The 24,503-nt window shown below is 65.4% G+C and carries 26 protein-coding genes; 18 read left to right on the top strand and 8 right to left on the bottom strand.

All coding sequences use genetic code 11. The features are described from left to right. Positions 1–12 precede the first annotated feature (12 nt). Entirely contained in the window at positions 13–837 is an 825-nt protein-coding gene (locus ACFRJ8_RS12125; protein WP_377986406.1) for a sigma-70 family RNA polymerase sigma factor, read from the top strand. On the opposite strand, the gene ACFRJ8_RS12120 is transcribed toward ACFRJ8_RS12125, so the two are convergent. Next, entirely contained in the window at positions 795–1,760 is a 966-nt protein-coding gene (locus tag ACFRJ8_RS12120) for a glycosyltransferase family 9 protein (protein ID WP_377986405.1), read from the bottom strand. The genes ACFRJ8_RS12125 and ACFRJ8_RS12120 overlap by 43 nt on opposite strands. 92 nt (positions 1,761–1,852) lie before the next feature. Between ACFRJ8_RS12120 and ACFRJ8_RS12115 the strand changes: the two genes are divergently transcribed. Genes ACFRJ8_RS12115 through ACFRJ8_RS12085 form a run of 7 tightly spaced genes read left to right on the top strand, consistent with a single transcriptional unit; the run spans position 1,853 to position 8,576 of the window. Continuing rightward, on the top strand, positions 1,853–2,407 hold the full coding sequence (locus tag ACFRJ8_RS12115; RefSeq protein ID WP_377986404.1) for a D-glycero-alpha-D-manno-heptose-1,7-bisphosphate 7-phosphatase: 555 nt from the start codon (positions 1,853–1,855) through the stop codon (positions 2,405–2,407). After that, positions 2,404–3,477, top strand: a complete 1,074-nt coding sequence (locus tag ACFRJ8_RS12110) for a glycosyltransferase family 9 protein (RefSeq protein WP_377986403.1) — start codon at positions 2,404–2,406, stop codon at positions 3,475–3,477. Before ACFRJ8_RS12115 ends, ACFRJ8_RS12110 begins: the two co-directional genes overlap by 4 nt. Continuing rightward, positions 3,474–4,490 (top strand): glycosyltransferase, encoded by a 1,017-nt coding sequence (locus tag ACFRJ8_RS12105; protein ID WP_377986402.1) that lies wholly within the window; start codon positions 3,474–3,476, stop codon positions 4,488–4,490. The genes ACFRJ8_RS12110 and ACFRJ8_RS12105 overlap by 4 nt, the downstream gene beginning before the upstream one ends. Further along, positions 4,487–5,743: a glycosyltransferase gene (locus ACFRJ8_RS12100; RefSeq protein ID WP_377986401.1), complete on the top strand. Its 1,257-nt coding sequence runs from the start codon at positions 4,487–4,489 to the stop codon at positions 5,741–5,743. Before ACFRJ8_RS12105 ends, ACFRJ8_RS12100 begins: the two co-directional genes overlap by 4 nt. Before the next feature lie 38 nt (positions 5,744–5,781). Further along, complete coding sequence (locus tag ACFRJ8_RS12095) at positions 5,782–6,444, top strand: SIS domain-containing protein (RefSeq protein ID WP_377986400.1); 663 nt, start codon at positions 5,782–5,784, stop codon at positions 6,442–6,444. Then, complete coding sequence (locus ACFRJ8_RS12090; protein ID WP_377986399.1) at positions 6,441–7,820, top strand: PfkB family carbohydrate kinase; 1,380 nt, start codon at positions 6,441–6,443, stop codon at positions 7,818–7,820. Before ACFRJ8_RS12095 ends, ACFRJ8_RS12090 begins: the two co-directional genes overlap by 4 nt. Before the next feature lie 57 nt (positions 7,821–7,877). Next, positions 7,878–8,576: an SDR family oxidoreductase gene (locus tag ACFRJ8_RS12085; protein WP_377986398.1), complete on the top strand. Its 699-nt coding sequence runs from the start codon at positions 7,878–7,880 to the stop codon at positions 8,574–8,576. On the opposite strand, the gene ACFRJ8_RS12080 is transcribed toward ACFRJ8_RS12085, so the two are convergent. Continuing rightward, positions 8,542–9,687, bottom strand: a complete 1,146-nt coding sequence (locus ACFRJ8_RS12080; protein WP_377986397.1) for a glycosyltransferase family 9 protein — start codon at positions 9,685–9,687, stop codon at positions 8,542–8,544. The two genes, ACFRJ8_RS12085 and ACFRJ8_RS12080, sit on opposite strands and share 35 nt — an antisense overlap. Before the next feature lie 443 nt (positions 9,688–10,130). Between ACFRJ8_RS12080 and rfaE2 the strand changes: the two genes are divergently transcribed. After that, the gene (rfaE2, locus tag ACFRJ8_RS12075; RefSeq protein ID WP_377986396.1) at positions 10,131–11,678 is read left to right on the top strand and encodes a D-glycero-beta-D-manno-heptose 1-phosphate adenylyltransferase; all 1,548 of its coding nucleotides are present in this window, start codon (positions 10,131–10,133) and stop codon (positions 11,676–11,678) included. Between the two features lie 394 nt (positions 11,679–12,072). Here rfaE2 and ACFRJ8_RS12070 read toward each other — a convergent pair whose 3' ends face one another. Then, positions 12,073–13,062, bottom strand: coding sequence for a C2 family cysteine protease (locus tag ACFRJ8_RS12070; RefSeq protein ID WP_377986395.1), 990 nt, complete (start codon positions 13,060–13,062; stop codon positions 12,073–12,075). Between the two features lie 365 nt (positions 13,063–13,427). Here ACFRJ8_RS12070 and ACFRJ8_RS12065 point away from each other — a divergent pair, with 365 nt between their 5' ends. Further along, entirely contained in the window at positions 13,428–13,730 is a 303-nt protein-coding gene (locus tag ACFRJ8_RS12065; RefSeq protein ID WP_377986394.1) for a DUF4193 domain-containing protein, read from the top strand. A 47-nt stretch (positions 13,731–13,777) separates the two neighbouring features. Further along, positions 13,778–14,275, top strand: a complete 498-nt coding sequence (locus ACFRJ8_RS12060; protein WP_377986393.1) for a DUF5956 family protein — start codon at positions 13,778–13,780, stop codon at positions 14,273–14,275. Between the two features lie 88 nt (positions 14,276–14,363). On the opposite strand, the gene ACFRJ8_RS12055 is transcribed toward ACFRJ8_RS12060, so the two are convergent. Beyond that, entirely contained in the window at positions 14,364–14,522 is a 159-nt protein-coding gene (locus ACFRJ8_RS12055) for a hypothetical protein (RefSeq protein WP_377986392.1), read from the bottom strand. A gap of 92 nt (positions 14,523–14,614) precedes the next feature. On the opposite strand from ACFRJ8_RS12055, the gene ACFRJ8_RS12050 reads away from it, so the two are divergent. The 5 genes from ACFRJ8_RS12050 (at position 14,615) to ACFRJ8_RS12030 (ending at position 18,499) form a co-directional block, all read left to right on the top strand. After that, a complete protein-coding gene (locus ACFRJ8_RS12050) occupies positions 14,615–14,782 on the top strand; it encodes a hypothetical protein (protein WP_377986391.1) in 168 nt (55 codons plus the stop codon). Next, the gene (locus ACFRJ8_RS12045) at positions 14,776–15,597 is read left to right on the top strand and encodes an MBL fold metallo-hydrolase (RefSeq protein WP_377986390.1); all 822 of its coding nucleotides are present in this window, start codon (positions 14,776–14,778) and stop codon (positions 15,595–15,597) included. Before ACFRJ8_RS12050 ends, ACFRJ8_RS12045 begins: the two co-directional genes overlap by 7 nt. A gap of 150 nt (positions 15,598–15,747) precedes the next feature. Next, entirely contained in the window at positions 15,748–15,873 is a 126-nt protein-coding gene (locus tag ACFRJ8_RS12040; protein WP_377986389.1) for a hypothetical protein, read from the top strand. Positions 15,874–16,255: 382 nt separating this feature from the next. After that, positions 16,256–17,926 carry an FAD-dependent oxidoreductase gene (locus ACFRJ8_RS12035; protein ID WP_377986388.1) on the top strand — a complete coding sequence of 557 codons (1,671 nt, stop codon included), beginning with the start codon at positions 16,256–16,258 and terminating at the stop codon, positions 17,924–17,926. A gap of 225 nt (positions 17,927–18,151) precedes the next feature. Next, positions 18,152–18,499: a UBP-type zinc finger domain-containing protein gene (locus ACFRJ8_RS12030; RefSeq protein WP_377986387.1), complete on the top strand. Its 348-nt coding sequence runs from the start codon at positions 18,152–18,154 to the stop codon at positions 18,497–18,499. Positions 18,500–18,660: 161 nt separating this feature from the next. On the opposite strand, the gene ACFRJ8_RS12025 is transcribed toward ACFRJ8_RS12030, so the two are convergent. The 4 genes from ACFRJ8_RS12025 to ACFRJ8_RS12010 are packed head-to-tail and all read right to left on the bottom strand — an operon-like array spanning position 18,661 to position 22,531. Next, positions 18,661–19,575 (bottom strand): alpha/beta fold hydrolase, encoded by a 915-nt coding sequence (locus ACFRJ8_RS12025; RefSeq protein ID WP_377986386.1) that lies wholly within the window; start codon positions 19,573–19,575, stop codon positions 18,661–18,663. Further along, positions 19,576–20,304 carry an alpha/beta fold hydrolase gene (locus ACFRJ8_RS12020; protein ID WP_377986385.1) on the bottom strand — a complete coding sequence of 243 codons (729 nt, stop codon included), beginning with the start codon at positions 20,302–20,304 and terminating at the stop codon, positions 19,576–19,578. 16 nt (positions 20,305–20,320) lie between these two features. Then, positions 20,321–21,307, bottom strand: a complete 987-nt coding sequence (locus ACFRJ8_RS12015; RefSeq protein WP_377986384.1) for a redoxin domain-containing protein — start codon at positions 21,305–21,307, stop codon at positions 20,321–20,323. A gap of 9 nt (positions 21,308–21,316) precedes the next feature. After that, positions 21,317–22,531 (bottom strand): epoxide hydrolase family protein, encoded by a 1,215-nt coding sequence (locus tag ACFRJ8_RS12010; protein ID WP_377986383.1) that lies wholly within the window; start codon positions 22,529–22,531, stop codon positions 21,317–21,319. A 551-nt stretch (positions 22,532–23,082) separates the two neighbouring features. Between ACFRJ8_RS12010 and ACFRJ8_RS12005 the strand changes: the two genes are divergently transcribed. Both ACFRJ8_RS12005 and ACFRJ8_RS12000 read left to right on the top strand, forming a co-directional pair. Continuing rightward, entirely contained in the window at positions 23,083–23,343 is a 261-nt protein-coding gene (locus ACFRJ8_RS12005; RefSeq protein WP_377986382.1) for a hypothetical protein, read from the top strand. A 424-nt stretch (positions 23,344–23,767) separates the two neighbouring features. Beyond that, on the top strand, positions 23,768–24,463 hold the full coding sequence (locus tag ACFRJ8_RS12000; RefSeq protein ID WP_377986381.1) for a hypothetical protein: 696 nt from the start codon (positions 23,768–23,770) through the stop codon (positions 24,461–24,463). The last annotated feature ends 40 nt before the right edge of the window (positions 24,464–24,503 follow it).

Below are 24,503 nucleotides of genomic sequence, written 5' to 3'. Positions count from 1 at the left end.
GAGTGAATGACCATGGCAGAACCCCAACGCCCGCCATCATGGACGCCGTATGCCCTGGACGAGTTCGGGAAGGCCGCGGCGGAGGGGCGGGCATCAACCGGCCAGATCCGGGAGGCCTTCGAGGCCCGGCTGATCCTAGACCATCTGGGACTGGCGGAAGCCCTGGCCCTTCGCTTCACAGGGCGGGGGAGGGAACACGAGGATCTGAACCAGGTGGCGTATTTGGGGCTGGTCAAGGCGGCGCGACGATTTGACCCGGCCAGGGGAGAACGCTTCGCGGCGTACGCTGCCCCCACCGTGACAGGCGAGCTTAAGCGGTATCTGCGCGACCGTTGCTGGGTGGTCCGGCCGCCGCGGAGGATCCAGGACCTGCGCAGGGAAGTTCTGCGGTCCGAGCCGGAGCTAACCCAGGCCTTGGGGTATAGGCCGACTACTGGCCAACTGGCTCAGCATCTAGGGGTCCCTGTCTCAGCGGTGCGGGAGGCGTTGGCCGCGGCATCGAGCATGCGTCCGGACTCACTCGACGTCGTTGACGGTCACGATGGCGGTCCGCGCAAGGCGGATGCACTGGCCTCGCAGGAGCTGCCGCTGGAACGGCTGGAGGATCTCCTGTGCCTGAACCAGGCCATCGGCGAGTTGTCCGAGCAGGACCGCGAACTGCTGTACCGCCGTTATTTCTGTGAAGAAAGCCAGGCCGAACTCGGAAGGCGGTTCGGCGTCTCGCAAATGCAGGTTTCACGACGGCTGTCCAAGGTGCTGATGAGACTGCAGCAACTGCTCGCCGAGGCCGACTTTCAGAGCAATCCCAGGACGCGGACGGCGTCCAAGACTTCCTGAGCCCGGACCCCAAGCAGGGCTGGATCCGGATCCTCGGCAAAGGGGTCGCCCCGGCGCAATTCCGCCTTGGTCAGTACGATGTGCTGCCCCGGTGGAGGGTGCCATTGCTCGGGTCGGGCGGGTCCGAAGAGCACCACGGAGGGACGGCGGTAGGCCGTGGCAAGGTGCGCCGCTCCGGTATCTGCGGAGACCACCAGCCGGGCATCCGCCACGAGGGCAATGAGTGCGCCCAGGGAGAGCTGGCCGGCGAGGACAGATTCCTCCGGCAGGCCGGCCTGTGCGGCCACGGCCAGGGAGCGTGCCCGTTCAGCCCGGCTGCCGGTCACGACCACACGGTGCCCGGAGTCCGCCAGGCGGCCAGCCACCTCGGCGAAGCGGCCCTCTGGCCAGAGCCTGCTGGCAAAGGCTGCGCCCACATGGACGACCGTGGCGTCCGGCCACTGCGTTTGGACGGTAGGTGGGTTCAGCCGGACGTCGTCGGGATTCGCGGCGATGCCGTGCCATTGGAGCAGACGCGTCCAGCGCCGACGCTCGTGAATGTCCTCGACCCAATCCGGACCGTCCCAATTCTCCGAGGCATGCGAAATCACCTGGCGGGCACCGACTGCCTCAATGAGCAACTGACTCTCCGGACCGCGGCCGTGCAGGTTCACCCCAACATCCACGCTGCCTTGCTCAACTGCCAAAGGCTCTGACAGGCCCGCGGCCGGCAGGAGGCCATAGCCGCCCACCAGGGCAACGGCATCCCGCAGCCAGGCCGGACCCGCGTACAGAAGGAGATGATCCGGATAGGCGCGCCGCAACGCGTGCAATGCGGGCACAGCGACGAGCAGATCGCCCAGCTGGAGCGCACGCAACACCAGCAGCAACGGCCGGCCGTCACGCACGGACCCCGTTGGCACCTCGTCTTGATTTCCGAACATCGACTGATCTCCTTTTCGAGGAGTGTAGCCCCGGGCAGGGCCAGGAAGGGGACCGGCGTTTAGCCCGGGTCCTAATGGGGAACAGGGTGGGTATGGGCACTTCTGGCACGGCGCCGCTGCGGGCCGTCTTTTTTGACCGGGACGGAACGCTGATCCACGATGTCCCGTACAACGCAGATCCCGCGCGGGTCCGGCCGATGCCGCACGCACGTGAGTCGCTGCAACGGCTGCGCAGCCACGGAATCCCGATAGGCGTCCTCAGCAACCAGTCGGGGGTAGGCCGGGGGATCCTCACAACCGCTGAGGTGGACGCCGTCAACAACCGGATCGAACAGCTGCTGGGCCCCCTCGACCTTTGGATCATCTGCCCGCACATTCCCGCGGATCGCTGCTCTTGCCGCAAACCTGCACCGGGCATGGTCCTGCAAGCCTGCAGCACCCTCGGGGTTTCTCCGTCGGAGACCGCACTCATCGGGGACATCGGAAGTGACATGGAAGCGGCACGAATCTCGGGTGCCAGGGGCATTCTGGTACCCACCCCCGTGACGCGTGCGGCAGAAGTGGAAGCGGCCCTTGACGTGGCAGTGGACCTCGAGGCCGCTGTGGATCTGCTCCTGAAGGCGGCAGCCGCGGGAACGGCGCCATGACGCGGGTCCTCGTGGCCCGGCTGGACAGCGTCGGCGACGTCCTGCTGGCGGGTCCGGCCATCCGAGCCGTTGCTCACGGCGGCCGGTCCTATGGTGGTGATCCCAACGACGTCGTCGTGCTGTGCGGGCCGCAGGGGGAGCCGGCGGCATCGCTCCTCCCAGGGGTTTCCGAGGCCTATAGCTGGGACTGCCCCTGGATCGCGAACCCGGCCCCGCGGGTGGAAGCGCGTCAGATGGATGCGCTAAAGGCGTTCGTCACCGATTCGCGGATCACGGAGGCGGTCATCCTGACGTCGTTCCACCAGTCGCCGCTGCCACTCGCTTTGCTGCTGCGGCTGGCCGGCATCGGCCGCATTGCGGGCGCGTCCACAGACTATGCCGGCAGCCTCCTGGACGTTCGCCTGCGACCTGGCGAGGATTTTCCGGAAAACCAGCCGGAATCCGAACGAGCCCTCCGGATCGCACAGGCGGCAGGCTTCACCCTTCCTGCCGGGGACGACGGCAGGCTCCGCGTTGAAGGGTATCCGGACGTGCGGGACCTGGTGGGGGAGGAGCCCTACGTCGTTGTCCATCCAGGGGCCTCCGCGCCGGCCCGCGCGTGGCCCGCGCTGCATCATGCGGCGGCGGTGGAACTACTCGAGGGCGCGGGGCACCGGGTGGTGGTGACCGGCGGTCCCGCCGAAACGAAGCTCACGGCCACGGTCGCGGGGCCTTCCGCCCTGGATTTAGGCGGGCGGACCGATCTGAAGACTCTGGCAGGTGTTCTTGCCCGTGCGAGCGTCCTGGTCACGGGCAACACCGGCCCGGCACACCTGGCGGCGGCGCTCGGTACACCGGTAGCGTGCCTGTTCTCTCCGGTGGTTCCAGCCATCCGCTGGGCCCCCTATGGTGTTCCGCTGGAGATTTTGGGCGATCAGGACGCGCCGTGCAAGTCAAGCCGCGCCACTGAGTGCCCTGTCCCGGGTCATCCCTGTCTGGCCTCCGTTGCACCTGAGCAGCTCCTGGAAGCCGTCGAACGGCTACTCGGCGGAGTGTCGTCATTGTCGGCGCGGAGGGTGCGGCACCCATGAGGATCCTTCTCTGGCATGTGCATGGGGGCTGGACTGATGCTTTCATCAGGGGCCCGCATGAGTATCTCCTGCCGGTGCTTCCCGAGCGCGGGCCGTGGGGGCTGGGCCGTGGCGGCCGGGATTGGCCCGCCTCGGTCCGGGAGATTGCCCTCGATGCACTCGAGTCCGACAGCGTGGACGCCGTCATCCTGCAACGGGTGGAGGAGCTGGCAGAAGTCGAACGTGCGCTGGGCCGGATCCCTGGCAAGGACCTCCCCGCGGTGTTCCTGGAGCACAACACCCCTAAGGGCGATGTTCCCCACTCGGTGCATCCGTTGGCAGACCAACACGTCATTCCGCTGGTCCACGTCACCTACTTCAACCAGCTGATCTGGGACAACGGCTCAACTCCGACGGTTGTAATCGAGCACGGTATCCCGGATCCGGGACATCTCTACAGCGGTGATATCCCTGAACTCGCTGCCGTGGTCAATGAGCCCGTTCGGCGGGGCCGCGTCACTGGCACTGATCTACTGGCCCGGTTCGCCGCTGCGGCGCCGCTGCGGGTCTTCGGCATGGGCGGAGCAGGACTGTCCGAGGCTACCGGGCTGCCGGCGGGGAAGCTGACGGTCTGCGGAGACCTGCAAACCGCCCGCCTGCACCGCGAACTTGCACGCTGCAGGGTTTACCTTCACCCGGTTCGGTGGACGTCCCTGGGCCTGGCACTTCTGGAGGCGATGCACCTCGGCATGCCGGTCGTGGTGCTGGGCACCACCGAAGCTGCACGCGCTGTGCCACCCGAGGCCGGGGCAATCTCCACGAATGTCGACGAGCTCGTGCGCGTCGCCGCCCAGCTGGTCGGAGACCCCGTGGAGGCCCGGCAACGGGGAAACATGGCCCGGGAAGCGGCGCTGGAACGCCACGGCCTCGAGGCCTTCCTCCGCGCATGGAACGAGCTGCTCGACGACCTGACCTCGCCGCGCTTCCGGACGGGGCGGATTCTGATTCCAACGCAAGAAGGGAAGGGCCAATGAAAATCTCCATGGTTTCGGAACATGCCAGTCCGCTGGCAGCACTGGGCGGGGTAGATGCCGGCGGCCAAAATGTGCATGTGGCCGCGCTTTCGGAGTCCCTGGCCCGCCGCGGGCACCACGTCACCGTGTATACCCGACGGGACTCGTCCGAACTGCCTGAACGGGTCCGGATCCTGCCGGAACTGGAGGTCGTCCACATCGACGCCGGACCGGCTCAGCACCTGCCCAAAGACGATCTCCTACCATTCATGGGCGAGCTAGCCGACGGTATTTCCCGTGACTGGGGCAGGCACCCCCCGGATGTGGTCCACGGACATTTCTGGATGTCCGGCCTGGCCGCGCTCGACGCGGCGCGGAGGGGATCCGTCGGCGTACACGTCCCCGTAGTCCAGACATTCCACGCGCTGGGCACCGTCAAACGACGACATCAGGGTGCCCAGGACACCAGTCCACTCGAAAGACGGTGGCTTGAGCCGTCAGTGGCACGGTCCGTGGACCGGATTGTTGCCACCTGCTCCGATGAGGTCTTCGAACTGAAGGCCATGGGAATCGACACCGCCAGAATCTCCATCGCGCCGTGTGGTGTCGATATTCAACTGTTCGCAGGCGACGGGACGGTCGAGCCCCGCAACAGCGCCCACCGGATCCTCTCCGTAGGCAGGCTGGTTCCCCGCAAAGGCGTCGATCTGGCCATCAGGGCCCTGCCCCTGCTTCGGAAGGCAGGCTTCACCGACGTCGAACTCCTCATTGTCGGCGGCGGCGACGCTGCCGCACGTGGAGACGACGCCGAAGCACGCAGGCTCTCCGCCGTCGCTACGGAACTCGGAGTCCGGGACCAGGTCACGTTCCGCGGGCAAGTGCCGCGGGGTGCCATGCCTGGAATTTTCCGCAGCGCTGACGCGGTGGTTTGCACGCCCTGGTACGAACCCTTTGGGATCGTGCCGCTGGAGGCGATGGCGTGCGGAATCCCTGTAGTGGCCGCAGCCGTCGGCGGACTGCAGGACACCGTGGTGCATCAGGGCACTGGACTGCACGTGCCTCCGAAGGACCCGGCCGCTCTAGCCGCAGCCCTCGCCAGTTTGCTAGGTGACGCCAGGCTGCGCCGAGAACTGGGGCGCGCCGGGCAGGAGCGTGTGCGGGTCCGCTATTCATGGGAGCGTGTAGCGGCTGAAACCGAAAAAGCATATCTGCAGACGCTGGGCGCCCGTGCTGCTTCGCGGCGGCTGGATCCTGTAGAAGGAGCAGCGCTGTGAGCGCGGAGAGGTCTCTGAGCCGGGCGCATCCTCCCCTGATGCTGCTCCCCGAAAACGGTGACCGCGTGGGCCTCCCTGGTTCCCCATTGGCACGGCCCGGATCGGTGGCAGCCGTCCGATCGCACTTGGACAACGTTCTCCCGGCGTTTGAGTCGCTGCGGAGTCAGTCGTTCCGGTTGGCGGCGTGGGGGGAAGACCTCGCGCGCCGGTTGGCGTGCGGAGCGAGGTTGCTCGCGGCCGGCAATGGCGGGTCTGCCGCAGAGGCCCAACATCTGACGGCGGAGTTAGTGGGACGGTTCGACGGCGAACGGCTTCCGTTCTCGGCAATCTCCCTCCACGCCGAGACATCAGCCGTGACCGCCATCGCCAATGACTACGGCTTCGAGGAGCTTTTCGCCCGCCAGGTGCGGGCGCACGCCCGCTCCGGGGACGTCCTGATGCTGCTCTCCACCAGCGGGAGAAGCGTGAACCTGCTCCGTGCGGTCGAAACCGCAAGAGGGCTGGGCGTCACCACCTGGGCGCTGACCGGCACGGGCCCGAATCCGCTGGCCGTGAACTGCGATGAAGCTGTCACGATCGACGGTCCGGCAGCCAGTGCCCAAGAGTGTCATTTAATTGCGTTGCATGCCATCTGCCGTGCCTTTGACGCCGAGATCCTGCGGCAAGGCCCCTCGGAATCTTCGCCTGGGGCCCGGTCATGAACATCGTGGTGGTCGGCGACATCCTGCTTGACGTTGACGTTGACGGCATGGCCACACGGCTGTGCCCGGATGCACCCGTGCCGGTGGTTGACGTGTCCGGCGCCCGCGACCGTGCAGGCGGGGCCGGCTTGGTCGCGACCATGCTCGTCGAAGACGGACACCACGTGGTTCTGGTGACCGTTCTGGGATCGGACGAGGCGGCTACGCGGCTCGGGAAGCAACTGGCCAACGTCACCGTTGTCGCTGGTCCCTCAGGCGCCCCGACCCCGGTCAAGACCAGGGTTCGCGCCGACGGCCACCCGATTGTCCGGTTCGATGAAGGCTGTCAACAAGCACCTGTGCCCGCTGTGACGCCGGCAATGCTGCGGGCACTGGACGGCGCGGCCGCCATTGTGGTGGCCGATTACGGCAGAGGCCTGACCACCAACCCGTCCCTTCGTACGGCGCTGGCCCGACTGGCAGATCGCATTCCCATCATCTGGGATCCGCACCCTGCCGGGGCCGCGCCCGTCGAGAACGTCGCCGTCGTGACGCCCAATTGGGCCGAGGCCCGCGCCGCTGCGACATTCCTGTCCCCAGCACCGTCCGCAGACAGCCCGGGAGGGCTGGCCCGGACACTCATGAGTCTCTGGCGCAGCAACGCCGTGCTCGTGACCCAGGGCGAGCACGGGGCGACCCTGGCGCGTTTAACCGGCCCGACCCCGCTGCACATTGCTGCGCCGGAAACCCGAGTCGCAGACCCCTGCGGCGCAGGCGACAGGCTGGCAGCCAGTCTCGCTGCCCATCTCGCGGCTGGCCATGACCTCACGGAATCGGCACGCGTGGCAGTCCGTGACGCGGCATCCTTTCTGGCTGGCGGAGGCGTGCGGGCGCTGAAGGGCCCGCCCCGGCCGGTACCCGGACACAGCACGGTCCTGCGGGGCAATGACGCGGCGGCGCTGGCCCGCCGGGTGCGACGCACCGGCGGAACCGTGGTGGCGACCGGAGGTTGCTTCGATCTGCTCCATGCCGGTCACGCGCGGTCGCTCGCAGCCGCCAGGGCCCTTGGCGATTGCCTGATCGTGTGCCTGAATTCCGATTCATCCGTCCGCCGGATCAAGGGGGCATCCCGTCCCATCATCAATCAGCTGGACAGGGTGGAACTGTTGCTGGCCCTTGGGTGCGTCGACGCCGTGCTCGTCTTCGATGAAGACACCCCGGAAAAATGCCTGAACCTGCTGCGCCCGGACATCTGGGTGAAGGGAGGAGACTACGACGTCCGGCAATTGCCTGAAACCCCGCTGGTGGAGAGCTGGGGCGGCCGCTGCCTCACCGTTCCTTACCAGCCGGCTCGCTCCACGACTCACCTCGCCGATGCCTTGGCCCGCGTCGGCTGACCGACATCCCGTCCCGGGCCGGTGCCCCTCGGCCGGCCGCAAAGCGAAAGGAATATCATGACCTACGAGATGCAACAAGGCAGGGTGCTGGTCACCGGAGGTGCCTCCGGACTCGGTGCCGCCGTCGTCGACGCCGTGCTGCAGGCAGGCGGAACGCCCATAGTGTTGGACCGCGACATCCGGACGGTGTCCGCGGCTAAGGCTATCGAGGTGGACGTCGCGAACCGGACCGCCGTCAGTGACGCGGTCAACCAGGCCGCCGACATTCTAGGGGGCCTGGACGCCGTGGTCACCGCCGCAGGCATTGATCGCTGCGGAAAACTGGAGGCCGTCGCGGCCGAGGACTGGGAGCAGGTCATTTTCGTCAACCTCCTGGGCACAGTGTCCGTGGTCCGGGCGGCACTGCCCTACTTGAAGGCATCACGGGGACGGGTGGTCACCGTCGCGTCGACCCTGGGGAAGAGGGCGCTGCCGGAGGCTTCCGCATACTGCGCCTCAAAGTTCGGCGTGGTGGGCTTCAGCCACGCCCTTGCGGCAGAAACCAGCGGAGAAATCGGTGTGACCACGCTGATTCCAGGCGGGATGAAGACCAGGTTCTTCGACGACCGGCCCGAAAAGTACAGGCCGCAGGATGATTCCAAACTCAACGATCCCGCCGATGTGGCCCAGGCAGTCCTGTTTGTCCTCTCCCAGCCTCGGGGATGCGTGGTCCGCGAGTTGCTCATCTGCCCCGCGGAAGAGGGGTCTTGGCCGTGAACATCCGCACGTCCTGATAGACGGCGTCAACGCTGATGCCGGCCACGAGCGGGCTCTCATGCGGGCAACGCGGAGCCGTCCAGCCGACCTGGGTGATGTCGGCGCCGCACTCGGGGCAATGTGTCAGCCATGACACGTGTACCCGGTGCTGGCTGCGGCCCAGCGGGCCTGCATTGATGACGTTCCCGGCCCAGTACAGGCCTACCGTCGGGGTACCCAGCGCCTGTGCCAGGTGACGCGGACCGCTGTCGTTGCCCACCAGAACGGTTGCCGCAGCCAGTAGCGACGCCAGGGCCCCTAGCTCGAGTTCGCCGGCGAGGGAAGTGACCTGCGCCGAGGCGGCCGCCTCCACTACCGCTGCGGCCAGTTCTTCTTCGTCCCGGGTGCCCACTACGAGAACCCGGGCACCGTCCGCTGCGCAGGCCGCCGCCACCTCGCCAAAGCTTCGCGCCGGCCAGCGTCGACGCGGATCCGTGGCGCCCGGGTGGATAACCACGACGGCGGACTCGCCTTCCAGGAAAGGTTCCAGCCCTGCCGCGTAGCGGTCCAAGGGCCGGAGCCGAGCCTCCAGGCCGGCCGGGGGAGCGCCGGCAAGTCCGGCAACTTCGAGGGCTCGGAGCGGTTCGTGCTGGTAGTAGGCATAGGGAAGGTTGCGCTCCAGGCGAGCGGCATCCGGGGTCCGGGCGCCCACCGAATGCCTGGCGCCCAGCCTGAGCAGAAACGGATTGGAGAAGCGTCCTCCGCCGTGCAGCTGCACAGCGAGGTCGAGCGGTTCCCGGTGCATCTGGGCAAAAAACGACTCCAGGGCCGCACGGTCTTCCGGGCCCGGCCGGATGCCCTCCGCGAAGGGCAGGACCCGGACGTCGTACGCGGGTCCTGCGGTGCTGGACGCCAGTTCCTGATGGACGGGGGTTCCCAGGACAGTGACTGAGGCGTCAGGGTAGGCCGCACGGAGGGCAGCGACGGCAGGCAACGCAAACAGGAGATCGCCCAGCCCGCCCCCGCGCAGCACTGCAATCCGCCTGACGTCTTCGAACTGCTCCAGAATCGGTCCGACGCCCCATCCGACAACGTCGGCGTCGCCGGATACTTCCGGTCCAAACCCCTGCATCTAGTCCTCCCGCGTCTGTACTTGCCTCGGAACGTGGCTCGGCGTCCGTAAGGAAGGCCCTCCGTGGCGGGCCTCGGTCGACTGTGCCGCAACCATAGTTCTCCTTGGGGGCCGCTGGCTACACCGTCCGCCGCTGATCTGCCCAAGGCATCGGGGGCACTTCGGCCGCCACCCAAGGGTGTAAAGCTGCCCCCAAAGGGGTAAGTGACGGGTCATAGGAGGAGCGGGGATTAGCACGTGAGCATGTCCGCAGCTCCTCAGGACCCCTCCAAGAGCCAGGGAAGGATTCCCGTGTTTGTGAGCTTCAACTGCGCACTCAACAGATCCAAGGAGCGGATGTCTGTCCGCGAACCGCAAACGGCTGAGCATAGTGGCAGTGTTTCGGCGGCTCCGTCGAAGACTCCCGAAGTCCTGAGGCGCGCCGTCGGCGGAAGCCGGCGACAGTGACACCGCGCTCGGCCGCGGAGAACACTCCCAATGGTGGCGATCTGGCCGGGCAGCGTGGCCTGGAAGAGTGGCTTCCCAGACGGTTGGCCGGGATCGGTCCAGCGGTAACGGTCATCGGCGATGCAATGCTGGATGGCTGGTGGAGCGGCACCATCGAAAGACTCTGCCGCGAAGCGCCGGCACCGGTGGTCGATATCGGCAAACGCAGTTTCGCTCCGGGCGGCGCCGCGAACACCGCCATGAACCTGGCTGCCCTCGGGGCCAGAGTGCGGCTCGTTGGGGTCGTGGGCTGCGACGTGGCAGGTGCGGAATTGCTGCGACAGCTCGGGGAAGCCGGAGTGGACACCGCGAATATCTGCCGCGTCCCGGACCTGACCACCACGACGAAGACGCGGATCAGCAGCGCCGGCCAGCTGCTGCTGCGCTTCGATGAGTCCGCCGGCAGGATTCCGGCGGCAGCCCTTAACGCCTCTGCCAGGTCCCTGCCGGCAGTTGTCCAGAACCAGGACGCCGTCGTCATCTGCGACTATGGTGCCGGATTTCTTAGCGGACCGGTGAAAAGCAATCTTGTCACAGCTCTCGCGGGGCGCCCGGAGTCCGTGCTGGTGGTCGTTGACGCCCACGATCCCCGGCCGTGGGCTGCACTCAGGCCGGACCTGGCCACGCCGAATGCACAGGAGGCCGCCGAGGTGCTCGGTCTCAAGTTGTCGGCCAGCTCCAGGCGACCCGCCGTCGTCGTTGAGCACCGCCAGGAGCTGCTGCGCGCAACCGGCGCAGCGGCCGTGGTGGTGACGCTGGACCGTGAAGGTGCAATCCTGATACCCACTTCCGGCGACGTCCACCGAACATGGGCCAAACCGGTCACGGAGAAACAGGCTTCCGGTGCCGGGGACACCTTCGTGGCGGCGCTGACACTGGCCCGGGCCGCCTCGCTGCCGCTGACGACAAGCGTGGACCTCGCCCAGGCGGCAGCCGACATTGTGGTCCGCCGGACGGGAACGTCGGTGTGCAGCACGGATGATCTTGGCCAGCACTTAGCCAGCTTCGCAGATACCGCGCTCGACGCCGGGGAGCTCGCCCGGCAGATTAGCCGCCACCGCGCCGCCGGGCAGAGGATCGTGTTGACCAACGGCTGCTTCGATGTCCTGCACCGCGGCCACACCCGCTATCTCAACCAAGCAAAGCAGCTGGGCGACATCCTGGTGGTGGCCTTAAACAGCGATGCCTCCGTCCGGGCGCTCAAAGGGCCAGATCGGCCGATCAACACCGTCACGGACCGGGCCGCCGTCGTTGGCGCACTTAGTTGCGTGGACTATGTCACGGTGTTCGACACACCCACGCCGGTGCCACTTATCGAAGCGCTCCGTCCGGAGATCTACGCAAAGGGCGGTGACTACTCCTCGGAGATGCTTACGGAAGCCCGAGTGGTGGAGCGGTATGGCGGCACGGTGGCGATTCTCGACTACGTGGCCGATGCGTCCACGACGGCCGTCGTGAAGCGCATCCGCCACGGCGAGGGTGCCGTTCCGGTCGAACCAACGTGAGCATTTGGTTGTCGAACCGTCGTCCCCGGATAACCAACTGAGGTATAGACCGTACAACTCTTCCAGTGTGAGCCCGTCAGCGTCCTGATTCCGGACGATGCAGTCATTGACTAACTCCTGTAGCGGTGACTTCAACATCTTGGCCTCCTGCGTCCGGCGGCGTAGCCGCTCAACTGCACAGCTATCAAGGGGTGAAGCAAAACCGTCCCGGACTAGGCCGGAATATAGAAAAAATTCTAGATATCGGGCTCCACCTGTCAACCGGCATCTTCGCCTTGATTCATTGCCGCCCTGGACGGGCCTGGGGCGCAATCGGGGCGGCTCGGCGGGGAGCAGAGTCACGACGAATAGCGGGCCAGCCCGGGTATTGCCCCGGCAGGGCAACTGACCGCCGTCATTCGTTCACCAGTCCGTTGCTAGGGAAGGCCGGTATCGCGATGTACTGGTTGATATTTGTGGACTGGAAGGTCTCAAACGACAGCGTCTCTTGGCCGCCCTCCGGATCTCCCACCACGACGGTTTGGTCGGAAGAGTTCACTCCCAGCAACGCGTACGAATGGTCTGACACCAGCTTGCCGTCGGAGTTAGACGTCCCCAGGGTAATCAGGCCGCTGGCGAAATCCTCCACCATCTGCGTAAAGCTCACCTCCGTCATGGGGCCGCCGGGGTTGCGGTCGACGCCCGACTCGCCGGTGATGGCATAGAGGCCATTATGCACATCGTGGTCCTGAGCATTGCTGAGGTCGGTGCCGTCGATGCCCTTATAGCTGTTGCCGTTCGCCGCCGCCCATCCTTTCTCGATAATCGCCGCCCATGAAACGTTTTTGCCGTCAATATTTTCGATGCCGTTTTCGAATGGTTTGGAGCGGCGGAACGGAAGATCGCCGTTGACCGTCACTGTCACCGGATTGGGTACGCCGTCGTACTTGCTGTGAAAGGAGATGGTGTAAGTGCCGTTGCCGTTGTCGTGAACCATGTTCAAAATGGTCTCAGGTGATCGCGCGGCCACTGTCATCAAAGCAGCCAGGAAATAGCAATCGCCCGCGTCGCCCTGCTTGATATTCGTCAGATCGCCGGCGATATTGGGCTTACCGGCGCTGTCAAATGCAAACAGAACTTGATTCGGGACTTTCTGGTAAGTGGCGCGCCCAGACACCGTTGGATTATTCCCAGAAGGCCCGGACGCTCCCGGAAGCGGCGTAACGGTCGACCGGGAAATGAAAATATACGCAATCCCAAGAATTACGATCGCGGCGATCAATGAGTAAGTGACGATGGGGCGAAATTTGGCCGACATGGATACTGGACGTTGCATATTGCTGCCCTCCCGTTCTGCGGGTTCATCCCCGGGCGGCGGCATCGCCGCGGCAAAGTCCGACAGCACCCTCGCCGTCAGTCTCCATTTACTTGATCAATTCACCAAGTGAGCAACAGCTTGCCGCAGGCAACCATACGCGCGCAAGGACCAGCGGATGATTCACAGGCAAAACCAAGGAAGTCACAGCTAAGGCGACATAGCATGGCACCACAGTGATTGCGAGGCTGTCGTCCGCCCGGGGATTTGGCTGCTCCGGGACATGGCCGGTGGCGTTTCCGCTGGTCCAGCGGCCATGGATCCGGACCAATTTCCGGGCGGCCAGAAGCCGCCTGCCACTCCGCGACGAGTAGGGAATACGGGCGCCCTTGCGTGTGTTGGACTGGAGTCAGACATGATCGTCCGACAACACCAGAGAAGAGAGAATCACCGAAGTGGCAACCGATTACGACGAAGTCCGTTCCGACGTCAAGGAATCACAGGACAGGTCTCTGGAGGCGCTGCAATCCGCGAACGCCCCGGATGCCCGCAGCGTCGTCCGCGAGCTGGATGAATCAGACGCGCTGGATGATGCCATCACCCCCGGCGGAGAGTTCGTCGCCGAGGAACTCATCGTTCAGGTCATTCCCCAGGCCGAGGACGAGTTCACCTGCTCCTCCTGTTTCTTGGTCCGGCACCGGTCCCAGCTCGCACGCGAAAGCAACGGCCACTCGTACTGCATCGAGTGCGAGGGCTAAGGCGCCCCTTCAGGGCGCAGGCGCACCCCGGCCGATGCGGAGCAACCATGTGGAGTGAGGTACAGGAAGCTGAGCTCTCAGCTTCTTGGGTAGAGCTGCCCGAAAGTGGCTGGGGAGCGCTCATGGGGCGGGCAGCCGGCCGGGAAAACCTGCGCCGCCACCCGTCCTCGGACGCGGACAAGGTGGTCACCGGTTACACCGAGCACGCTGGCGTCCGGCACGATTTCGAAGGTCCGTTCACAGCCACTGACCGGCAAGGCGTCGATGACGACATCGATTCCTACCTCCGGGACGCCGACGTCCCGCCGCGGCCCAGGGGGTATGTCTGGTTGATCCGCGTTCCGGTTGGGCATGCGTCACCTGAGGGCTTTCTGGACGACGTCGAGAGCTCAATCCTTCGAGCCGCAGGCGCCGTCACACATCCCAAGCGGCTGCGGCCGATATTCGCTGCCGTTCTCCGCGGCTTCTACGCCCAGGGCCCCCGATTCCGGTCCGGACATCGCGCTCGAGCTGGTGACCACGCAGACCACTTCCCGGGGGCATAACCATCCAGACTTATCGGCCTCTTGGACGCCGCCCGGAGTACGCAACGTCCGCGGCCGACCCCGGTGATGCCGGTGCTCGGAGTGACGTTCAGCGGAGATCCTCTCCCAGCCCGATGATGATGCCGTCGGGGCCGCGGACGTAGCAGTACCGGTCGTTGTCCCCGTACTGGGCCACCTCGCCCACGAGTTCGGCTCCGTGGACGTCGACGGCGTCGACGACGAACGCGTGGGACGTCCGAGTGTTCATCGGCCCGCTCGGTGCAACGCACAGTGCTGCCGACTTCGCCGATTCTCGCTGCTACTTGCGTCACCGTGGGCCACCGGGAGAGTATTTTCCGCATGACGATGCCTCTGCAGCTCCGGATTTCCATTGACCGGGAGAGTGTTGCGATGGGTGATGACGTCGTGTCGTACACGCGTGAGGTCAGCATCGATGAGGGAACCCCACCCGGTGTCATGATGCACCGCTCCGCCATCTGCGAGGTAAGGGGGCCCGGCGCGTGCTGACGCAGGTCGCGGAGGGTGTGCTGATTCACGAGAGCGAGTTCTGCCAAAGCAACGCCGTTGTTGTGCAAGGCGGGGCCGGCGTGCTGCTCATCGATGCCGGGGTGCACGAGGATGAAATGAGATGTCTCGTGAGCGACCTGTCGGAATTGGGGCACGCCGTAGTGGCAGGCTTCTCGACGCATCCGCATTGGGATCACCTGCTCTGGCACGGTGGACTCGGCACGGCGCCCCGCTACGGCACCGCGCGCTGCGCGGCGACCGCCCGGGATCGGCTGTCGGGCGGGGTGGAGGCGGTCGCAAAGGCCGCCGGCATCCCCGAGGAGGTCTCCTTGGATCTGCTCGGCCTCATCACAGGCCTGCCCGCCGATGCGACTCAGATTCCGTGGGATGGCCCGGGGATCCGAATCATCGAGCATCAGGCGCATGCTCCGGGGCATGCGGCGCTGTTGCTTGAGGATCGCGGAGTCCTCGTCGCCGGCGACATGCTCTCTGATGTCCTGATTCCGATGCTCGACCTGAACGGCACTGCCGACCCGATCGAGGAATACTTCACCGCGCTGCGGTTGCTCGAGGACGTGGCGGGCGACGTCGATGCCGTTGTCCCTGGCCACGGGTCCGTCTGCGGAGCTGACCCGCTGCGCGCGCGGATCGACCAGGATCGAGCCTACCTGCACGCCTTGCGTGACGGCAAGGATTCCAGCGACTCGCGGATTGGTCTGTCGGCTAAGCCCGGCTGGGAATGGGTAAGCGACGTGCACGCAGGGCAACTACAGCGCCTGCGCCAGCGACGCGAGCGTAACGGGACGCCCGTTTAGCGAGAGCGAATGGACCGGGGGAGCGGCGCCCCAGTGCCGGCAGGGCGGAGGTCGGGCTCATGAGCATCCGCCGCCGCCGACGACAGGCCGCCATGTGGACCCTGGCCGTTCGTTCTGGCCTCCCTCGTACTCACCGCCGCGGGATTGGCGATGACGTTCTCACTCATCCACACCCCGGAGTCGTTCGCCAGGGAAGGTCCGGGCCATCCGCTGATCTTCGCCGGAGCTGTTGTCTCGGCGGCCGCGGCCGCCTGGGCGATCTGGGCTGGCCGGTGACCCTGGCCGTCGCGGGTCCGGCGCTGCTGGTCGGCTGTCAGGGGCACGTCCCGTGGGCCGCTTAGCCCGCGATCGTTCTCATCGTCGGCGGGCTGGTAGAGGCACCAACCTTCGCCGTGTCTTTGACGGTTGCAACATGTGCCGTTTCGCGTGGAGACGTACGAGAGCCTGAGCGGAACAGCGGCCTGTTCGATCGACCGGCCTGTTCGGCGTTGGCAAGTTTGGACAACTCTGATATTACGAAGGTCGGAGCATCTCTCGACACCAAGCTTGGTGACCTGCTGACCGTTCTCGACGTCGAGCCTCCGCCAAAAGAGCGTTAGCGGTCGGTCTCCGGTCCGCGGGGAAACGGCCGAGTCCCATCACTGAGAATGGTTTTCCGATGCCCAACGAAACCCCGGTCGACGCGACCGCTAGTGCCGCCTTCCCGGTCCTTTCAGCCGAGCAGATCAGACGCCTCTGGAGTTACGCCGTCGTGCAAGACGTTGCCGTCGGCGACACTGTGTTCCGGGCGGGCGACGAAACATACGATCTCATCGTGATTGAGCGGGGAGCGGTGGATCTGATCCGGGCCGCCACCCACGATGCACCCGAGGAGGTCGTGGTCAGCCATGGGCCGGGCCGTTTCATCGGTGAGTTGAGCTTGCTCACCGGTCAAGCCGTGTACCTGACGGGGCTGGTGGTACAAGCGGGACGAATTCATAGGATTTCACCGGCCCAGTTTCGTCGGCTGATGGCTGAAGACGCTGAGCTTTCCGATATTCTGTTGCGCGCCTTTCTCGCTCGGAGAGAACTCCTCCGCAACAATGCTGCTGCCCGAGTGGTCGAGATCGTGGGGAGCCGTCACTCCGCAGCTTCACTGGAACTGCGGACATTCGCGGCGCGATTACGACTTACCCATCTCTATATCGAGGCCGATTCCATTGCCGGGCAGGCGCTCATGCTGGCCGTGCAGGTCGAGACCGGGGACCTCCCTGTCGTCATCACCCCGGGCAAGGTGATGCGCCGCGCGACCGCGGAGCTCATGGCCCGCGAACTCGGACTCTCATACCGTCGAGCGGCCAACCAAAAGGTGGATCTGGCAGTGATTGGCGCGGGCCCGGCGGGACTTGCCGCGGCGGTCTACGGCGCATCCGAGGGGCTCGCAACTGTCCTGTTCGACATGGTTGGCCCTGGCGGACAAGCTGCCGCGAGTTCGCGCATCGAGAACTATCTCGGTTTCCCCACCGGCATTAGCGGGACGGACCTGACAGGGAAGGCGATCGTGCAGGCGCTCAAGTTCGGTGCTCAGCTATCGGCACCGTGCGGGGTTACAGCCCTCGACGTTGACACCGGGGTAATTCGTCTCGCGCTGACCGACGGCACCAGCCTCGAAAGCCGCGCCGTGATCATCTCCACGGGCGCCCGGTACAGGTCTCTGCCCCTGGCGCAGTGGGAGAAGTTCCAAGGCGCCGGAATTTACTACGCTGCCACTGAGCTCGAAGCCAAATGGTGTGCCGGTAGGCCGGTCGCAGTTGTCGGCGGTGCGAACTCGGCCGGACAGGCCTCGCTCTATCTTGCGTCGCGCGGAAACGCCGTCCACCTCGTCGTCCGCGGTGCTGATCTCGCCGCCGACATGTCCCGCTATCTCGTAGACCGGCTGGCCGCAGAACCGTTGGTCTCCATCCACACCGCGACTGAGGTGTCGGGCCTCCAGGGCCAAAGCCAGCTCGACGCTGTTGAGATAACGGAACGGGAATCGGGGATCCACACTCTTATCGAGTGCGCGGGACTCTTCTGCTTCATCGGCGCAGTTCCCGCAACCACCTGGCTGAACGGACTCGCGCTCGACGACGAAGGTTTTATCCTTACTGACTCGGCCCTGGATCCGTCGAAACTCGGTGGAAGCTGGTCCTCCCTCGGGCGGCGTCCGCTGCCCTTCGAAACCAGCATCCCAGGGGTGTTCGCCGCGGGCGATGTCCGCAAGGGTTCAATGAAGCGCGTCGCCGCAGCGGTCGGAGAGGGAGCGAGCGCCGTCCAATCAGTCCATGCCTCTATCGGATTCCACGTTTAGCCCACTAACCAAATCGAGAACCGACCGAAGGACCCGTGGCAAGTCAACCCGTCCAGGCTTCGGCTCTCGCCAACGCCCGCTGGAACCGGGCTGCGCTCGAGACGAATCCCGACAGATTGCGGCATCCGCGCCGGCCCGTGACCCATAGGATCTACCTCTCCCGTGGGCGTGCCGGCCAGCGTAGAGTTGGGCCTGATCCAGGCATACCCGGATGAGGAGGCGGCCATGGGCGATACCCCCGGCATCGATGTTTCGGTCCCGCCCAGCGGGACCGGCTGCGTTGAATGCGACGCCGGCGGCGGCTGGTGGCTGCACCTGCGGCGGTGTGCGCAGTGCGGCCACATCGGCTGCTGCGATAATTCGCCGGCCCAACACGCCACCGCCCACGCCCGCTCAACGGGGCACCCGATCATCCGCAGCTTCGAACCGGGTGAGGACTGGTTCTGGGACTACCGCAACTCAACCTATTTCGTCGGTCCGGAACTGGCGCCACCGCCACATCATCCGGCGGACCAGACAGTCCCGGGCCCGGCCTCACGGGTGCCTGCCGACTGGGAGGACCAGTTGCACTGACACCGGACCGGACCGGGCCGCCGGGCGTTCAGGTCAGGCCCGTCAGAGCCCTTGGTGGTGACGGCGTCCCCGCGGTTCCCTGGGACATGGCCGCTCGGCTCGAGTTCATCACACCCGATGGCCCCCTATTAGCGACTAAGGCCACGGCTTTGACTTCGTTGTTACGACGAGAAGTTGTCGGCTTCGATAATGGCCTCGATGAAGGCTTCGGGCGCTTCTTGCGGCAGGTTATGCCCGACCCCTCCTGAGAGGGTTCGGTGCGTGTACTGCCCCGTGAACTTGGTCGTGTAGGCGCTCGGGTCTGGATGGGGTGCGCCATTGGCATCACCTTCGAGGGTGATCGTCGGCACCCTGATGGGTGGACTGGTCGCGAGTTGTTGTTCCAACCCGTCGTAACGGGGTTCGCCTGGTGCCAGCCCGAGTCGCCACCGGTAGTTGTGGATCACGATGTCGACGTGGTCGGCGTTGGCGAAGGATGCCGCGCTGCGGTCGAACGTGGCATCGTCGAAGTTCCATCTGGGTGAGGCGGTGTGCCAGATCAGTTTCGCGAAGTCGTCGCGGTATTTGTCGTAGCCTGCTCTGCCCCGTTCGGTCGCGAAGTAGAACTGGTACCACCACGAAAGCTCTGCCGATGGTGGCAACGGTTGCGCGTTCGCTGCGGGGTTGCCGATCAGGTAGCCACTGACGGACACCAGGGCCGTGCATCGGCGGGGCCAGAGCGCGGCGACGACGTTCGCGGACCGTGCACCCCAGTCGAATCCTGCGATGATTGCCGACTCGATGCTGAGTGCGTCCATGAGGTCGATCGCGTCGACGGCCAGGGCGGACTGCTGGCCGTTGCGCGTCGCGGTGTCGGAGAGGAAGCGGGTTGTGCCGAAGCCGCGGAGGTGCGGCACGATCACGCGATAGCCGGCAGCGCCGAGTGCCGGTGCGACGTCGGCGTAGCTATGGATGTCGTAGGGCCATCCGTGCAGCAGAACGACGGGTTGACCGACGGCGGGTCCGATGTCCACGTATCCGACGTTCAGCACGCCGGCGTCGATCTGGTCGACTGGCCCGAATGTGAGCGCGTCCATTTAGCTGACCTCTGCGATTGCCGATCGGATCACGTCGGTCACGGCTTGGGGCTGGGACATCATGATGACGTGTGAGCCGTCGAGTTCGGTGATGGCGGCGCCGGCCCGCTCGGCGTGGGCTCTGGTGACGTCTGTCCCGGCGGCACGATCGGCGGTGGCCACTACCGCCCATGAGGGCAGGGTCTTCCACGCCGGTACACCGGACGGTTCCCCGAACGCGATGTCGGTGACCGGTCGTTGGACGGTGCCGATCAACGAGGCCTGGACGTCGGTCAGGTCTCCTGCGAATGCGTGACGGGCCATCGCCGGGTCGATGAAGAACTCCGTTCCGGTTCCGCTGCCGGTCGGGTACTGGCGTGGCACTAACGCCGCGCCGAGGACGCTGTCCTTGGAGGCGGCGGTGATGTCGCTCAACTTCTCGCCTTCGTCGGGGGCGAAGGCGGCCACGAAGACGAGGCCAACGACGTTCTGGCTCTGCGTCGCGGCGTTGCTGATGACTGCGCCGCCGTATGAGTGGGCGACTGCGAGGACGGGCCCGGGGATCTGGGCGAACACGCTTGCGACGTAGGCGCTGTCGAAAGAGATGCCGCGCAGCGGGACTGCGACGGCGGACACCTTGATTCCGTCGGCTTGAAGGAGCTCGATCACCCCGTTCCAGCTGGAACTGTCGGCGAAGGCGCCGTGGACGAGCACAACTGTGAGCGGCGAAGTGGCTGCTGGTTGGGACATTATCTTTCCTCCTGGGCTATCCGAATGTGAATACGAAGGCTTCGACCCCGGGGTCGGGGAAGGTGATCGTGAATTTCCGGTCACGGATCGGCCCGGGCTGACGTATCAGTTGGTACATCCGCTGATACTCGGCGGTACCGTTGCCGTGGCCGTCGATGTCGACCCCGTGGGCGGCCCCCGGCGGCTCGCCGTCGAGGAGGACGGTGAAGCGCACCGGTTTGCCCGCCGCCGGCGGGCCCATCACGAGGTTGAGGTCGCGGGCGAAGAACCTATAGGAGATCGAACCATTGGGCTGGTTGAGCCGGACAGCTACGGAGCCGATCCGCCAGTCGCCTGACAGGGACCAGTGATTGCGCCGCAAGACCGCCGGTGCGGAGTAGTGCTGACGATCGTCGGGGACGACCGGTTCTGGCGACGCGAGTCCGACTGCTCGTCCGTAGCCGAGATACGTTTCCGGCGACCCCAGGCTGGACCAGTCGGCCGCCGCCTCGACGCCCTGGGGGTTAATGGTCATCAGGCCCGGTTCGATTTCGGTGCCGGCCTCGCGCAGGAGCATCTGGAGGACCATCTCGGATTGCTCGTATTCTCCTTCTCCAAAGTGGTGATGCCGGATCTGTCCCTTGGCGTCGGCGAAGTACAGGGCCGGCCAGTAGTGGTTGTCGAACGCCTGCCAGAGGGCGTAGCCGTTGTCGACCGCGACCGGGTAGCGGACGTCCATCTCATTAATGGCGCGGGCCACGTTGGCGAGGTCGCCCTCGAAGTCGAACTCAGGCGTCTGCACGCCGATGACCGTCAGCCCGCGGTCGGCGTAGGCGTCGGCCCATGCACGTATCCAAGGCAGCGAGCGAATCCAGTTGATGCAGGTGTAGGTGCCGAAGCTAATGAGAACGACCTGGCCGCGGACGTCCGCCGGCGACAGGGGCGGTGAGTTGAGCCAGGTGGTGGCTCCGTCGAACGGGGGCAGCACCCCTTCGACTGGCAGATCGTTGTGGTGCCGAAACACTTTGGGCCCTCAACGCAGGGATCTGAACGCTGCGCGAAGCTCGGATGAGAACAATTGCGGTTGTTCCCATGCGGCGAAGTGGCCGCCTCGGTCGACGCGATTGTAGTAGATGAGGTTGTCCGGGTAGGCGCGCTCGGCCCAGCTCCTTGGGGCTTGGTAGAGCTCGTCGGGGAACACGCTGATGGCGAATGGGATCGCAATGGGCTTCGCGTCGAAGAACGACGCCGTGTTCTCCCAGTACAGCCGGGCGGCCGAGACGCCGGTGTTCGTCAGCCAGTAGAGCGTGATGTTGTCGAGGATGTCGTCCCGCGTCAGGTCTCCGGCCAACCGCCCGTCCAGGATCTCCGCAATCAATCCAGGCTGGCCGGTTCCGTCGCCGTGGTCGATCGCGAACGCCGCAAGGTCGATCGGAGAGTCCGCGAACCCGTACATCGTCTGCGGGCGCGTGCCCATGATGAGGGCGTACGCGACATGCTTGGCGTAGAACGCGCTCAACTGGTCGTAGGCGCGTTGCTCCTCGTCCGAAAGGCCGGAGGGCGCCGGCTCGCCGCGCAAGTAGCCGTCGAGCTCTGCTGGGGCGGTGCCCGGCATGTTCGAGTGGATTCCGAGCAGTTCCGGGGCGGCTTGCTGGCCCATCTGCTGCGTGACTGCTGCCCCCCAGTCGCCGCCCTGCGCCACGAACCGGTCGTAACCGAGCCGTTTCATCAGCACGACCCAGGCGCGGGCGATGCGGGACGGATCCCACCCGGTGTGGGTCGGTTTGGCGGAAAACCCGTGGCCGGGCAATGACGGGATCACTAGATCGAACGCGTCGTCCGCACTCGCACCATATGCTGTCGGGTTCGTGAGGGGCTCGATGATCTTCAGCTGTTCGATGATCGAGCCCGGCCACCCATGCGTGACGATGAGGGGCAGCGCATCATCATGCTGAGAGCGGACGTGGATGAAGTGAATGTCCAACCCGTCGATCTCGGTGGTGAAGTTCGGGAGCGCGTTGAGGGTCGTCTCGCAGGCGCGCCAGTCGTAATCGGTGGCCCAGTGGCGGGCGAGCGCTTGCATCGTCGCGAGTGGCACGCCCTGCGAGTCGTCGGTCACCGTCTCGCGCTCCGGCCAGCGCGTCGCGGCAATTCGGCGACGCATGTCCTCCAGTGCCTCCTGGGGGAAGTCACTGCGGAAGGGTCGGATCGAGCTCTGATCGGTCGGACTACCTGTCGTGGCGGTCATGGTCTCCTCTTCTCTTCTTCCAGGCGCGGTTGCATTCACACGCGCCGAACTTGCTCCGTCGCCTTGCAGCGGGGGAGCCGTTCACGGACGCCAATGCCTGTATTCGACGAGCTGTTGCCGCAACCGGCTCGCACATTCCGTCACTTGCCGTACTGGTCGTGAGATTGACCGTCACCAGCAGCGATGCCGGCCGGGTCGACGGCTCGTTTGATCATCGGATGCTTCCCCTGCGGTATCGGATGATGTGAAAGAGGTCGAGGCGTTTGACCAGCTCTCATGCGCCGTCGACCACAGCAACCCCAGACTTCCATGAACCAGCCGGGATGCTGACGAACGTCATCGGATGACGCGGCAAGCCTCGTGGCGGCATCAGCCCATACGAGGATTACTGAATGCTACTCGCGGAGGGTCACACGGGGAAGGCCGCACAGAACGCCGCCCTGTCATGTTCTGAACGGCCATGCCGATCTCCTCCTGAAGATGCGCCACCACGCATTCATTGGGGTATTTGTACCTAGTTCCGGTCGTTCGGCGCTGGTCACAGAGGGGAATTGATCGCCAAGGCTTTCGCGCTGAGCTTCAACGTTTTCGACGCACCGGAGAAGCCTCTGGTGGGGGAGAGGCCCCGGCCGTTCGGGCCGCCGATGGCCTGGGACTCGATGACGTCGACGCTGATCTACGGCGAAAACAACGCGGTCTTGGTGGACTCGCTCACCACCGTCGCCGAGGAACGTATCTTTCCTTACGTCCGGGGGGAACTCGATCAACACCTTAGATTCGAGCAGAGCTGCCAGCCCCTTAGATGGATCTAGATGGACGCTGGGGCAAAAAATTTGGGCGGCGGCGGTCGGGAGTGCCGGCATAGCAGGCGCCGTGTTTGGATACCTCGCCCTTCCGCGGTGAATAGAACTTCGTCCGAGGGTCCGGGGGAGGTTGTTGCCTAAGATGTTCAACTTTACATAATGTTGATTATCGGCGTTTGTATAATCAGCCGAGAGGGGCTGATTTTCTGTAAGCTCCAACCCCGGCAATCCGCAGACAACAACGATGCTGGCTGGGTGCTCGCGTGAGCTTTTTAGGAGCCGCGGTCCGGGCGCGCATGGCCGCAAGTTTCTGGCTGGACTGGTCCGACACTGCAGATTTCGCCAAATTCACGTCAGTGCATCCGGACGATTGTGTGCGTCACCAGAGGCGCGCCTGCTCGTCTCCGCCGGACTGCCTACGCATGATATGGGTATGACCGAAAAATCCCTGCGTGTCCTTTACTCGATTGGCCTGGGCATCATCATCGTGCTCTTTGTTGGCCTCGGCATCGCCACCTTCTATCCAGCCCCTGAACTGTCATCGCTGGTAAATCTCGACGCCGCGGCCAGGCAGGCAGCCATCGAGGCTCACCAGTCCGCGATGCACGACTACAACCGCAACGTCACCATTGCGGCGCTGGTCTCGGCCCTCGTGATTCTGGGCGCCAGTATCTGGACCGAATCGAGGAAGCCACTGTTCGCCGGCGGGTTCCTCATCGGCGGCCTGCTGACGCTCACTTACGGCCTTATTCGAGGCCTGACGTCCGGGGTGACTGCAGTTGCCTTCTTCTCCGTCGCCGTCGGCCTCTTTGTCGTCGTATATCTCGGACACCAGCGGTTCTTCTCCGCCCGGGCCGTCGAAGCCCGGGCAAGGGCACGGGCTGAGAACGCGACTGCTGCCTACGCCCGGATGCCCATGCAGTCGCCGTATCCCCCGGTACAGCAACCTCAGGGTCCGGCTCCGTCCCCGTACACCCAGGGCCAGCCCCACCAGCAGCCGCAGCCGCAGCAGTGGCAGTACCCACAGCAGGGACAGTATCCTCAGCCGGGTCAGTACCCGCCACAAACGCAGCCGACGCAGCAGCCGTACCCTACGTACCCGCCGCCAGGAGATCCCGGACAGCGCTAACGCCCACGATTAAGAGGCCCGCCGACCATCATGGTGGCCG

Origin of the sequence: Arthrobacter sp. NPDC056886, assembly GCF_042788715.1 — a bacterium.
Taxonomy (GTDB): Bacteria; Actinomycetota; Actinomycetes; order Actinomycetales; family Micrococcaceae; genus Arthrobacter.
This window is presented reverse-complemented; position numbering and strand designations above follow the sequence as displayed.